We start from the raw sequence: 12423 nt of genomic DNA on the forward strand, positions 1-12423 counted from the left end.
CATGGCGGGGCCGGTCTTCCCCTGGCGGGATGGCAACCAGTTCGAACTGCTGATAGACGGCCCCGCGTTCTTTCCGCGCATGCTCATGGCGATCATGCGTGCCGAGTTTCAGGTTGACCTGGAGCTTTACCTGGTCGAAGCCGGCGCCTGTGCCGAGGCAGTGGTCGACGCGCTGGAGCAGGCCGCCCGGCGTGGCGTGCGGGTGCGCTGCCTGTTCGACGACTACGGCTCATTGGCCTTCAACAGCGCATTGCGCCAGCGCCTGCTGGACGCCGGTGTGTACCTGCGCTGGTACAACCGCCTGCGCTGGAAGCGTGGCCTGCGCAACCTGTACCGTGATCACCGCAAACTGCTGTTGGTGGACGAGCGTTGGGCAGTGGTGGGGGGCACGGGCGTTACCGACGAGTTCTGGACGCCGGGTGAGGCGACCAGCGAATGGCACGAAGTGATGGTGCAGATGCAGGGGCCGGTGGTGAACGACTGGCAGTTGCTGTTCGACCGCCAGTGGCACGCCAACAACCGCCGCACCGCCTGGCGCCCTGCCGAGGGCTTTGGCCTGCCGCGTCTGCCCAAGGTGCCTGCGCAGGGGCAAGGCATGGGCCGGGTGGCTTATGCCGACGCCCGCCAGCATCAGGACATCCTGCATGCGCTGGTGCGGGCGCTGAATAGCGGCAAGCAACGGGTGTGGCTGGCCACGCCCTACTTCTTGCCGACCTGGAGTGTGCGCCGCTCGTTGCGCCGGGCCGCCAGCAAGGGCCTGGACGTGCGGCTGTTGCTGACCGGCCCACGCACCGATCACCCTTCTGTCCGCTACGCCGGGCATCGCTACTACCCACGCCTGCTGCGCGCCGGAGTGCGGATTTTCGAGTACCAGCCGTGCTTCCTGCACCTGAAGATGGCGGTGGTGGACGACTGGGTCAGCGTCGGCTCGTGCAACTTCGACCACTGGAACCTGCGCTTCAACCTCGAAGCCAACGTCGAGGCGCTGGACCCGCCATTGACGGCGGCAGTGGTGGCCAGCTTCGAGCGCGACTTTGCCCAAAGCGAGGAAGTCGACCTTGCCCACTGGCATGCGCGCCCCTTGTGGCGCCGGGTGAAGCAACGGATCTGGGGCTGGCTCGACCGGTTGGTGGTCAACTTCCTCGACCGACGCGACTGACAGCGGCTATCGTGCAGTGACTATTCACAGTTAACCGAAGGAGTGGGCGTGATGACGGCGAAGAAAATTCTCATGCTGGTGGGCGACTACGTTGAAGACTATGAGGCGATGGTGCCGTTCCAGGCCCTGAGCATGGTCGGCCATACCGTGCATGCGGTGTGCCCGGAGAAATTGGCGGGGCAGACCGTGCGCACCGCGATTCATGACTTCGAGGGCGAGCAGACCTACAGCGAAAAACCTGGGCACAACTTTGCCCTGAATTACGACTTCGTGCGGGTGCGGCCTGAAAGCTACGACGCGTTGCTGATTCCAGGTGGCCGGGCGCCAGAGTACCTGCGCCTGGATGAAAAGGTGCTGGAGCTGGTGCGGGCGTTCGACCAGGCCGGCAAGCCGATTGCGGCAGTGTGCCATGGCGCTCAACTGCTGGCGGCGGCTGGCGTGCTGGAGGGGCGTGAATGCAGTGCGTACCCGGCTTGTGCGCCGGAAGTGCGCTTGGCGGGCGGTACGTTCATCGACATTGCGGTGGACCAGGCGCATGTGGATGGCAACCTGGTCACTGCCCCCGCCTGGCCAGCCCACCCGGCGTGGCTGGCGGCGTTCCTCAAAGTGCTGGGTACCCGTATTGCCTGACCGGGCCTCTTCGCAGCACAAGGCTGCTCCTACAGGGGAGCGCGATACCTGCAGGAGCAGCCTTGTGCTGCGAAGAGGCCGGTACAGGCCAAGCATTCAAAGCAGGCTCAACCCACCTGCTCAACCCAGTCATTGAGGTTGTAGTAGTTGGTCACCCGGGCAATCTTGCCGCAGTGGATATAGAAGAACGCCCCCGCTGGTAGTACATAGGTCTGCCCATTGGCCGCCGGCAACCCTTCGTCGTTGGCCAGGTACTCCCCGTGCACCGTGAACTCCGCCGCCGCGCGGCTGCCATCGGTGTTCTGCATCACCACGATGTCGGCCAGGCGTTCGCGGTAGCAGCGGTTCATCTTGTCCATGAACGCGGCAAACCTGGCCTTGCCCATCTGCCGCTCGCCCTGGTTGATGTCGTGGATCACGTCCTCGCTGAGCAGCGCCAGAAACCCCGGCATGTCACCCGCGTTGAAGGCGGCGTAGTAAGCATTTACCAGTTCGGTAGCGGTCATGGAACAATACCTGTCGTGTTGGGAAAAGGCCGGTCGTAGCCACGGATGATAGGGTTTCCCCTCAAGCCCGGCTTAGCCGAGTGCGTCATCCACATCGACAAAACGACCGCCAAGCATGGAAATACGCCTGTTGCACGGCGCCGCTATCGCGCCTTACATCGATGACCTCGCTCGCCTGCGCCTGACCGTGTTTCGCGAGTTTCCCTACTTGTACGACGGCACCCCGGAGTACGAAGCCGACTACCTGGCCACCTATGCCCGCTCCGGGCGCAGCCTGGTGGTGCTGGCGCTGGACGACGGCAAGGTGGTCGGTGCCTCTACCGGCCTGCCGCTGGTGGATGTCGCGGCCGAATTCCAGCAGCCGTTCTTGGCCCAAGGCCGCGACCCCGCCAGCGTCTATTACTTCGGTGAGTCACTGGTGCTGCCGGAATATCGTGGCCAGGGCCTGGGGGTGCGCTTCTTCATCGAACGCGAGTCCTATGCGCACAAGCTGGCCGAATTCGATTACTGCGCGTTCTGTGCGGTGGAGCGGCCTGGTGTGCACCCGCGACGGCCAGCAGATTACAAACCCTTGCACGGCTTCTGGCGCAACCGTGGATTTCTGCACGACCCGTCGCTGCGCACCCGGTATGCCTGGCGCGACTTGGACGAGCAGGAAAGTTCCGACAAGCTGATGTCGTTCTGGCTCAAGGCGCTGCCGATATGATCCGCCTGGCGGCCTGCCAGTACGCGATCGAGCTGCATGAAACCTGGGACGCCTACGCCGACCATCTGCAGAGTTTGTGTGCCGAGGCAGTGGAGGCGGGCGCACGCTTGCTGCTACTGCCGGAGTACGCCGGGCTGGTGCTGAGCGGTCAGTTGAGTGCCGAGCAGCGGGGTGACCTGAAGGCGTCGATTGCCGGCATCCAGCTGTTGATCGAGCCATGGAAAGCGCTGTGCGAAAGTATCGCCCGGCGTTGGGGGATCTACCTGCAACCGGGTAGCGTGCCGGTACTGGACAGCGATGGGCGCTACCGCAACCGTGCCTGGCTGTTCGGCCCCGATGGCGTGTTGGGGTTTCAGGACAAGCTGATGATGACTCGCTTTGAGCGCGAGCAGTGGGACATCGCTGCAGGCCAGGGGCTGCGGGTGTTCGACACCGAGCTGGGACGCCTGGGCATCCTGATCTGCTACGACAACGAGTTCCCGATGCTGGCCCGGCGCCTGGCCGAAGGGGGTGCCGACCTGATCCTGGCGCCGAGTTGTACCGATACCGAGGCCGGTTACCACCGGGTACGTATTGGCGCCCAGGCGCGAGCGCTGGAGAACCAGATTGCCGTGTTGCAGAGCCCTACCGTTGGGTTGGCACCTTGGTCACCGGCGTTGGATGAGAATATCGGCCGGGCAGGGTTGTTCGTGCCGCCGGATCACGGGATGCCGGGGGATGGGGTGGTGGCGTTGAGTGAGCGGATGAGCCCGGTATGCAGCCAGTGGCTGGTAGGTGAGGTGGACCTGGAGGAGGTGCGGCGAGTGAGGCGGGAAGGGCAGGTGTTTACCCGCAGGGACTGGCCGGAGCAGTTTGACCGAATCCTGTGAAAGCAGCGACGGCCCCTTCGCGGGCTTGCCCGCTCCCACAGGTAACGCATAGCCCTCAAGCTGGCGTCGTACCTGTGGGAGCGGGCAAGCCCGCGAAGGGGCCGCCGCTGTTGTATCAGGTTTACTTCACTTCGACTGCCAGGCTCTCGGCAATCTTGCTCTGCCACAGGGCAGGGCCAGTGATGTGTACCGACTCACCGTTGCTGTCCACGGCGACGGTAACCGGCATGTCCTTGACCTCGAACTCGTAGATCGCTTCCATGCCCAGCTCGGCGAAGGCCAGTACCTTCGACTTGCGGATGGCCTGGGCTACCAGGTAGGCAGCGCCGCCAACGGCCATCAGGTACACGGCCTTGTTGTCCTTGATCGCCTCGATGGCGGTCGGGCCGCGCTCGGACTTGCCGATCATGCCCAGCAGGCCAGTCTGTTCGAGGATCTGGCGGGTGAACTTGTCCATGCGGGTGGCGGTGGTCGGGCCGGCTGGGCCTACCACTTCGTCACCGACCGGGTCGACCGGGCCTACGTAGTAGATGAAGCGGCCTTTCAGGTCTACCGGCAGTTCTTCGCCACGGTTGAGCATTTCAACCATGCGCTTGTGCGCAGCATCGCGGCCGGTCAGCATCTTGCCGTTGAGCAGGATGGTTTCGCCCGGCTTCCAGCTAGCGACTTCTTCCGGGGTGATGTCGTCGAGGTTGACGCGACGGGCGCTCGGGCCGGCTTCCCAGACGATTTCCGGGTAGGCATCCAGCGACGGCGCTTCCAGTTCGGCCGGGCCGGAACCATCGAGTACGAAGTGCGCGTGACGGGTGGCGGCGCAGTTGGGGATCATGCACACCGGCAGGGAGGCGGCGTGGGTCGGGTAGTCCATGATCTTGACGTCGAGCACGGTGGTCAGGCCACCCAGGCCCTGGGCGCCGATGCCCAGCTGGTTGACCTTGTCGAACAGCTCCAGACGGATTTCTTCCAGGCGGTTCTGCGGGCCACGGGCTTTTAGCTCATGGATGTCGATGGACTCCATCAACACTTCCTTGGCCATGACCGCGGCTTTCTCGGCGGTACCGCCGATGCCGATGCCGAGCATGCCAGGCGGGCACCAGCCAGCACCCATGGTCGGCACGGTCTTCAGCACCCAGTCGACGATCGAGTCGGACGGGTTGAGCATGGCCATCTTCGACTTGTTCTCCGAGCCGCCGCCCTTGGCTGCGACATCGACCTCGACCTTGTCGCCGGGGACGATGGAGTAGTGGATCACTGCCGGGGTGTTGTCCTTGGTGTTCTTGCGGGCACCGGCCGGGTCGGCCAGGATCGAAGCGCGCAGGACGTTTTCAGGCAGGTTGTAGGCGCGACGCACACCTTCGTTGATCATGTCGTCGACGCTCAGGGTGGCGCCGTCCCAGCGTACGTCCATGCCTACGCGCACGAACACGGTGACGATACCGGTGTCCTGGCAGATCGGGCGGTGGCCGGTGGCGCACATGCGCGAGTTGATCAGGATCTGGGCGATGGAATCGCGTGCGGCAGGCGACTCTTCACGCAGATAGGCCTCGTGCATGGCCTGGATGAAATCGACGGGGTGGTAGTACGAGATGAATTGCAGGGCGTCGGCGACGCTCTGAATCAGGTCGTCTTGCTTGATCACGGTCATGCAGCGCGCTCCTCTTAAAGACGGGAACATTCAAAAAGACGCTCGACATTGCCGACCAGCATGTCGAAGCGCCTTGCAAGGCGCCGGCAGGTCAGGCCGACGGAAAAAGGCGCGGCAGTATAGCGCGCATCCGTGTCGGGCACACCTGCGGCCGGTCTGGACCATGGTCGGCAGTGGTTGGGCATCCTTTTTGCTGCCGTAGCGCGCTTGGCTTACAGTGAACGCTGATTTGTGGAGAAAGACCAACCATGCCCGAACTTTGCGTGGGCGAGCGCCGCTGGGCGGTGCCGACTGGCAGCAACCTGCTCGATGCCCTGAACGAGGCTGGGTTGAAGGTGCCCTACAGCTGCCGCGCTGGCAGTTGCCATGCCTGCCTGGTGCATTGCCTGGCCGGGCAACCGTTGGATGCCTTGCCCGAGGCGCTGGCGCTGGACAAGCATGCCCAAGGCTGGCGCCTAGCCTGCCAGTGCCGGGTGGTCGAGGACCTGCGCGTGGCGCTGTTCGACCCGCGGCACGATGGTGTGCCGGCCAAGGTGAGTGAAATGGCCTGGTTCGGCGATGTGCTGCGTTTGCGCCTGCTGCCTCAGCGGGCGTTGCGCTATCAGGCGGGTCAGCATGTGGTGTTGTGGCTGGGCGAGGTTGCGCGGCCTTATTCCCTGGCCAGCCTGCCGGGTGAGGATGATCAGCTTGAGTTTCATATCGACTGCCAGCGCCCCGGTGCCTTTTGTGACAAGGCGCGCGGGCTGCGGGTCGGGGATGAAATGCGTTTGGGTGAGCTTAGGGGTGGGGCGTTGCATTACGACCCCGACTGGCAGGAGCGGCCGCTGTGGTTGTTGGCAGCGGGTACCGGGTTGGCGCCATTGTGGGGCATCTTGCGCGAGGCGCTACGCCAAGGGCATCGGGGAGAAATTCGGCTGTTGCATGTGGCGCGGGATCAGGCTGGGCACTACCTGGCGGAGCCATTGGGCAAGCTGTCGGGGGTCAATGTCGAACTGGTGCTGGCGCAGCAGATGGATGAAGCGCTGGCTGGGCTGCGACTGTCATCGCGGCAGACGGTGGCGCTGGTGTGTGGGGCGCCTGGGAGTGTCGAGCGGTTCGCCCGGCGGCTGTTCATAGCGGGGGTGCCGCGGGGGCAGGTGTATGCCGATGTGTTCGTCGAGCATGCCTGAGGAGAATACGTAACCCTGGTAGGAGCAGCCTTGTGCTGCGAAGAGGCCGGTACAGGTCAACGCAATGTATCGGCCATGAGGTCCTCTTCGCAGCACAAGGCTGCTCCTACAGGTGCGAAGAGGCCGCGAAGCGGCCTCTTTTAGTGCTGCGGATCAACCGACCAGCGGGTCACCGACATGCAGGATCTTCATGCCATTGGTGCCACCGATGGTGTGGTAGCTGTCACCCTTGGTCAGGATCACCCAGTCACCTTGCTCCACCAGACCACGTTTGAGCAGCTCGTCCACCGCCGCCTGGCTCACCTTGTCGGCCGGCAGCGAGGCCGGGTCGAAGGCGATCGGGTACACGCCACGGAACATGTTGGCGCGCGCCTGGGTCGCGCGGTGCGGCGACAGGGCGAAGATCGGCACGTGCGAGCGCAGGCGCGACATGATCAGCGGGGTGTAGCCGCTTTCGGTCAGGGCGATGATCGCCTTTACGCCCGGGAAGTGGTTGGCGGTGTACATGGCCGCCAGGGCGATGCTTTCGTCGCAGCGCTCGAAGGTGGTGTGCAGGCGGTGGCTGGACTTCTGGCTGGTCGGGTGCTTTTCGGCACCCAGGCAGATGCGGGCCATGGCCTGGACGGCTTCGATCGGGTAGGAACCGGCGGCGCTTTCGGCCGACAGCATCACCGCGTCGGTGTTGTCCAGCACGGCGTTGGCCACGTCGGACACTTCGGCACGGGTCGGCATCGGGTTCTGGATCATCGACTCCATCATCTGAGTCGCTACGATCACCGCCTTGTTGTTGCGACGGGCGTGCTGGATGATCTTCTTCTGGATGGCGATCAGCTCGGCGTCGCCGATTTCCACACCCAGGTCGCCACGGGCAACCATCACCGCGTCGGAGGCGGCGATCAGCTTGTCGAGGGTCTCGTCGTCGGCAACCGCTTCGGCGCGTTCGATCTTGGCCACCAGCCAGGCGCTGCCGCCGGCTTGGTCACGCAGCTTGCGCGCGTATTCCATGTCGCTGGCATCACGCGGGAAGGACACGGCCAGGTAGTCCAGGTCCATTTCCGCAGCCAACTTGATGTCGGCTTTGTCTTTTTCGGTCAGGGCCGGTGCAGTCAGGCCGCCGCCTTTACGGTTGATGCCTTTGTGGTCCGACAGCGGGCCACCGATGATCACCACGCAGTGCAGGGCGTCTGCAGTGGCGGTTTCGACACGCATGACCACGCGACCATCGTCGAGCAGCAGCTCGTCACCCACGCCGCAGTCCTTGACCAGGTCGGGGTAGTCGATACCGACGATGTCCTGGTTGCCTTCGGTCAGCGGGTGAGCGGTGGAGAAGGTGAACTTGTCACCGATCTTCAATTCGATGCGCTTGTTGGCGAACTTGGCGATGCGGATCTTCGGACCCTGCAGGTCGCCCAGCAGTGCGACATGGCGGCCGTTTTTGGCGGCGATGTCACGGATCAGGCGCGCGCGGGCCTTGTGCTCGTCCGGCGTGCCGTGGGAGAAGTTCAGGCGTGCCACGTCCAGGCCGGCGAGGATCAGCTGTTCGATCACTTCCGGCGAGTTGCTGGCGGGGCCAAGGGTGGCGACGATTTTGGTACGGCGGATGCTCATGCACAAACTCCTATAGTGAAGCGCAGCGAAAGGCTACTCCTGAATCTCGCTGTAGTCATTGTTCCGTTGCACTACCTGCGACCAAGGCAGGGTGGCATTTGAACGGGCAGGGTATCCTTGCAAATGGGTGTGAAGATTTGCAGGCAAACGCCGATACACTGGCATTAAAGGAGATCCCCATGCGAGCCCTGATCGTTTTAGCCCTGGCCGTCAGCGCCGTCGGCTGCACCCGCTGGTCGATGGACCATCACCTGAACAATGCCTACCGCGCCTACGACCGGGGCGATTGCGCACGGGTCATGCTCGAGCTGTCGCAGGTCGACCGCACCAGCCGTGCGCGACCGTTCATCCACCCGGAGGTTTCGCTGCTGCGCGGCCAGTGCCTGGAGCGCCAGGCGTTGTACGTGGACGCTGCGCAGACCTATCAGTACTTGATCCAGCAGTACCCGGGCAACGAGTACGCCTATCGGGCCCAGGCGCGCCTGCAGACGCTGGAAAAACTGGGCCATTTGCGCGGCGTTGAAGCGGCCGTGGCCAGCCCGGCGACGACAGCACCTTGGCGCTAACACCAAGGTGTGGTTTATTTCACGAGATTTGCTGCGCGTGCTGCGCTAATCTGTAACTCAGCTGTTACAACAACCGCCAGTACCTTGTATTCCTGGCATCAGGTACGGAATACACTTGCGATCATGTTCAACAAGCGCCACATCGAACGTCATCAGCTGCCTTGCGTCCTCAAGGTGTTCAACCGCTTTACCGGTCAAGAGATCGGTCAGCTGGGCAATGCCTCCGAAGATGGCTTGATGGTCATCAGCCAGCTACCCGTGCTGGTCGGGCCCGATTACGAGCTGCAACTGCGCATGCCACTGGCCGGCGGCGGGCACCAGTTCGTCAACCTCACCGCCAGTTGCCTGTGGTGCCGCGAGGACCAGACGCCAGGGCACTACGATTCGGGCTTCATGCTGCTGCAGTCCCCGCGCGAGTACGATGATTTTGTCCGCTCGCTGCGCGACTATTTCAGTTTCCGCCCCGCCAACGCTTCTGTCTGACATTCGGTTTTCCAGAATCGCGCTAGAATCGGGTCGACCTCGATACAGGACGACCCCGTGACCTCCAGCATTTTCTGGCACGACTACGAAACCACCGGCATCAACCCGCGCTGCGATCGGCCGCTGCAGGTGGCCGGCGTGCGCACTGATTTCGACCTCAACGAGATCGACGAGCCCATCAGCCTTTATTGCCGGCCCTCGGACGACATCCTGCCGCACCCGGCGGCCTGCCTGGTCACCGGCATCACCCCACAGTTGCTGGCTGAGCAGGGCCTGTGCGAAGCCGAGTTCATGACCCGGGTGCACGCACAACTGGCGCAACCGGGTACCTGTGGCGCCGGCTACAACACCCTGCGCTTCGACGATGAAGTGACCCGCTACAGTTTGTACCGCAACTTTTTCGACCCCTATGCCCGTGAGTGGCAGGGCGGCAACAGCCGTTGGGACCTGATCGACATCGTGCGCACCGCGTATGCCTTGCGCCCGGACGGCATCCAATGGCCGCAGCAGGATGGGCGCACCAGCCTGCGCCTGGAGCTACTGAGCAAGGCCAACGGTATTGACCACGGGCATGCCCACGAGGCGCTTTCCGACGTGCGGGCAACCATTGCCCTGGCTCGCCTGATTCGGCAGAAACAACCCAAGTTGTATGACTGGCTATTCCAATTGCGCAGCAAGCATAAAGTGATGGAGCAGATTCGTTTGTTGCAGCCACTGGTGCATATATCCGGACGCTTTTCTGCGGCGCGTAATTACCTAGGTGTCGTATTGCCACTGGCCTGGCACCCGCGTAATCGCAATGCACTGATTGTTTGCGACCTGCATCAGGAAACCCTACCGTTGCTACGGGAAAGTGCTGAAGTTTTGCGTCAGCGCTTGTACACCCGGCATGATGAATTGGCCGAGGGTGAACTGCCGGTGCCGCTCAAATTGGTGCAGATCAATCGCTGTCCGGTACTGGCACCGCTGTCGGTATTGCGCCCGGCTGATCAACAACGATTGGGCCTGGACTTGACGTTGTTACAATTGCGCGGTGAACAGTTGGCCAACCAACAGGCGCAATGGCAGGACAAGCTGGCGCACATCTATGGCAAGGATGAGTTCGCCCCGAGTGAGGACCCGGAACAGCAATTGTATGAGGGTTTTATCGGTGACCGTGACCGGCGCTTATGCGAGCAAGTTCGTGCGCTGGAACCGGCGCAGTTGAGCCATGGCCACTGGATGTTCGATGATCCGCGTTTGCCGGAGCTGTTGTTCCGCTATCGGGCACGTAACTTCCCTGACACCTTGGCCGGCGAAGAGCGGCAACGTTGGTTCAGCTTTTGCCAGCAACGCCTGAGCGACCCGCAGTGGGGCGCGCCGAATACCCTGGGCGACTTCGAGCAGGCACGTCAGCAAGCCTGGGAGGGCGCCGACGAGGCAGGCCGGCGAGTGCTGGAAGCTTGGCAAATGCATGCCCGGCAATTGCAGGCACAATTTGCAATAGACTGATGGCAGGTAAACAAAAACGCCGGCAGTGTGCCGGCGTTTTTGTTGTGTGAAGCAAAAAGGCGTAGGTGGACTATCAGTCCAGCAGGGTGGCCCAGCTTTCAACCACATCGCCACCCCAAGTGGCTTTCCACTCTTTCAGGGTTTTGTGGTTGCCACCTTTGGTTTCGATCACTTCACCGTTGTGCGGGTTCTTGTATTGCTTGACCTTGCGTGCACGCTTGGTGGCTGTAACCTTGACTGCACCGCGAGGCGACTTGCTCAGTTTCGACTCTGGGTCGAGCAGGGCAATCACGTCGCGCAGCGACTTGGAGTACTCGCCCATCAGCGTGCGCAGTTTGCCTTCGAACTCCAGTTCTTTCTTCAGCTTGTCATCCTGCGACAGGTTGGCCAGGCGGGCCTGAAGTTCCTTGATGGCTTCTTCGGTAGCGCGGTACTCGTTGATCAGGGACATGGAGTGTTCCTTAATGCGTGTTCAGAAATGTGTGGGGCAATAATAGACAGCCGATACTCGCAAGTAAACATAAGATTGGGCAATTAACTGTTAATTAAGCTGTGACAACATTTCTCTACGTGAACAAAATTTTACATAAAGCCCAGGCACTGCGACATGTCTGTCAGACAATGCCCGTGCAGCGATTTGGCCCTGCATATGCCTTGGTGGCTGCGATCAATACTGCGTTTTTTCTGCCGGGCCGCTAGAATAGGCGCCTTTGCGAAGTTCTGGAGTCTCATTCATGCGCACCTATCGTCTGGTGATCGCCTGCCCCGACCGTGTAGGCATCGTGGCGAAAGTCAGTAATTTCCTGGCCTTGTACAATGGCTGGATCAACGAAGCCAGCCACCACTCCGATGAGCAGAGCGGTTGGTTCTTCATGCGCCATGAGATTCGCGCTGAATCGCTGCCGTTCGGTATCGAAGCCTTCCGTGAGGCGTTTGCGCCAATTGCCGAAGAGTTCTCCATGACCTGGCGCATTACCGACTCGGCGCAGAAGAAGCGCGTGGTACTGATGGCCAGCCGTGAATCGCACTGCCTGGCCGATCTGCTGCACCGCTGGCACACCGATGAACTGGATTGCGAGATCCCATGCGTGATCTCCAACCACAATGACCTGCGCAGCATGGTCGAGTGGCACGGCATTCCATTCTTCCATGTACCGGTCGATCCCAAGGACAAGGCCCCGGCGTTTGCCGAAGTGTCGCGTCTGGTGCAGGAGCACGGTGCCGACGTTGTGGTGCTGGCCCGCTACATGCAAATCCTGCCGCCGCAGCTGTGCCGGGACTATGCCGAGAAGGTCATCAACATCCACCACAGCTTCCTGCCGTCGTTCGTCGGTGCCAAGCCGTACCACCAGGCCGCCCTGCGTGGTGTGAAGCTGATTGGCGCGACCTGCCACTACGTCACTGAAGAGCTGGACGCCGGCCCGATCATCGAGCAGGACGTGGTGCGTGTCAGCCATGCTGACAGCATCGAGGACATGGTCCGCTTTGGCCGTGATGTGGAGAAGATGGTTCTGGCCCGTGGCCTGCGCTATCACCTGGAAGACCGGGTGCTGGTGCATGGCAACAAGACCGTGGTGTTTGACTGACACAC

The 12423-nt window shown here is 62.3% G+C and carries 13 protein-coding genes; 9 read left to right on the top strand and 4 right to left on the bottom strand.

Translation table 11 applies throughout. The annotated features are described in order from the left end of the window. Position 1 precedes the first annotated feature (1 nt). Entirely contained in the window at positions 2-1159 is a 1158-nt protein-coding gene (locus ACNFBR_RS11945) for a phospholipase D-like domain-containing protein (RefSeq protein WP_416735091.1), read from the top strand. 48 nt (positions 1160-1207) lie between these two features. Beyond that, positions 1208-1789 (top strand): DJ-1/PfpI family protein, encoded by a 582-nt coding sequence (locus tag ACNFBR_RS11950; RefSeq protein ID WP_171577218.1) that lies wholly within the window; start codon positions 1208-1210, stop codon positions 1787-1789. A gap of 107 nt (positions 1790-1896) precedes the next feature. On the opposite strand, the gene ACNFBR_RS11955 is transcribed toward ACNFBR_RS11950, so the two are convergent. Continuing rightward, positions 1897-2295: a nuclear transport factor 2 family protein gene (locus ACNFBR_RS11955; protein ID WP_416735092.1), complete on the bottom strand. Its 399-nt coding sequence runs from the start codon at positions 2293-2295 to the stop codon at positions 1897-1899. Between the two features lie 115 nt (positions 2296-2410). Here ACNFBR_RS11955 and ACNFBR_RS11960 point away from each other — a divergent pair, with 115 nt between their 5' ends. Beyond that, complete coding sequence (locus ACNFBR_RS11960; RefSeq protein ID WP_416735093.1) at positions 2411-3001, top strand: GNAT family N-acetyltransferase; 591 nt, start codon at positions 2411-2413, stop codon at positions 2999-3001. Next, positions 2998-3870: a carbon-nitrogen hydrolase family protein gene (locus ACNFBR_RS11965; protein WP_416735094.1), complete on the top strand. Its 873-nt coding sequence runs from the start codon at positions 2998-3000 to the stop codon at positions 3868-3870. Before ACNFBR_RS11960 ends, ACNFBR_RS11965 begins: the two co-directional genes overlap by 4 nt. A gap of 121 nt (positions 3871-3991) precedes the next feature. Here the strand turns inward: ACNFBR_RS11965 and ACNFBR_RS11970 are convergent, their stop codons facing one another. Further along, positions 3992-5515, bottom strand: a complete 1524-nt coding sequence (locus tag ACNFBR_RS11970) for a fumarate hydratase (RefSeq protein WP_346642524.1) — start codon at positions 5513-5515, stop codon at positions 3992-3994. A 248-nt stretch (positions 5516-5763) separates the two neighbouring features. Between ACNFBR_RS11970 and ACNFBR_RS11975 the strand changes: the two genes are divergently transcribed. Further along, a complete protein-coding gene (locus ACNFBR_RS11975) occupies positions 5764-6684 on the top strand; it encodes an iron-sulfur-binding ferredoxin reductase (protein ID WP_416735095.1) in 921 nt (306 codons plus the stop codon). A gap of 153 nt (positions 6685-6837) precedes the next feature. Here the strand turns inward: ACNFBR_RS11975 and pyk are convergent, their stop codons facing one another. Beyond that, on the bottom strand, positions 6838-8292 hold the full coding sequence (gene pyk, locus ACNFBR_RS11980) for a pyruvate kinase (RefSeq protein WP_416735096.1): 1455 nt from the start codon (positions 8290-8292) through the stop codon (positions 6838-6840). A gap of 179 nt (positions 8293-8471) precedes the next feature. Between pyk and ACNFBR_RS11985 the strand changes: the two genes are divergently transcribed. The 3 genes from ACNFBR_RS11985 to sbcB all read left to right on the top strand — a co-directional run bounded on the left by ACNFBR_RS11985 (position 8472) and on the right by sbcB (position 10832). Beyond that, positions 8472-8858 carry a tetratricopeptide repeat protein gene (locus tag ACNFBR_RS11985; RefSeq protein ID WP_416735097.1) on the top strand — a complete coding sequence of 129 codons (387 nt, stop codon included), beginning with the start codon at positions 8472-8474 and terminating at the stop codon, positions 8856-8858. Positions 8859-8981: 123 nt separating this feature from the next. Then, positions 8982-9341, top strand: a complete 360-nt coding sequence (locus ACNFBR_RS11990; RefSeq protein ID WP_416735098.1) for a PilZ domain-containing protein — start codon at positions 8982-8984, stop codon at positions 9339-9341. Between the two features lie 57 nt (positions 9342-9398). Beyond that, positions 9399-10832 (top strand): exodeoxyribonuclease I, encoded by a 1434-nt coding sequence (gene sbcB / locus ACNFBR_RS11995; protein WP_416735099.1) that lies wholly within the window; start codon positions 9399-9401, stop codon positions 10830-10832. 73 nt (positions 10833-10905) lie between these two features. On the opposite strand, the gene mvaT is transcribed toward sbcB, so the two are convergent. Next, positions 10906-11283 (bottom strand): histone-like nucleoid-structuring protein MvaT, encoded by a 378-nt coding sequence (mvaT, locus tag ACNFBR_RS12000; RefSeq protein WP_416735100.1) that lies wholly within the window; start codon positions 11281-11283, stop codon positions 10906-10908. Between the two features lie 283 nt (positions 11284-11566). On the opposite strand from mvaT, the gene purU reads away from it, so the two are divergent. Then, positions 11567-12418: a formyltetrahydrofolate deformylase gene (gene purU, locus ACNFBR_RS12005; RefSeq protein ID WP_416735101.1), complete on the top strand. Its 852-nt coding sequence runs from the start codon at positions 11567-11569 to the stop codon at positions 12416-12418. Positions 12419-12423 lie beyond the last annotated feature (5 nt).

Source organism: Pseudomonas sp. NY11955, assembly GCF_048068035.1.
Taxonomy (GTDB): domain Bacteria; phylum Pseudomonadota; class Gammaproteobacteria; order Pseudomonadales; family Pseudomonadaceae; genus Aquipseudomonas.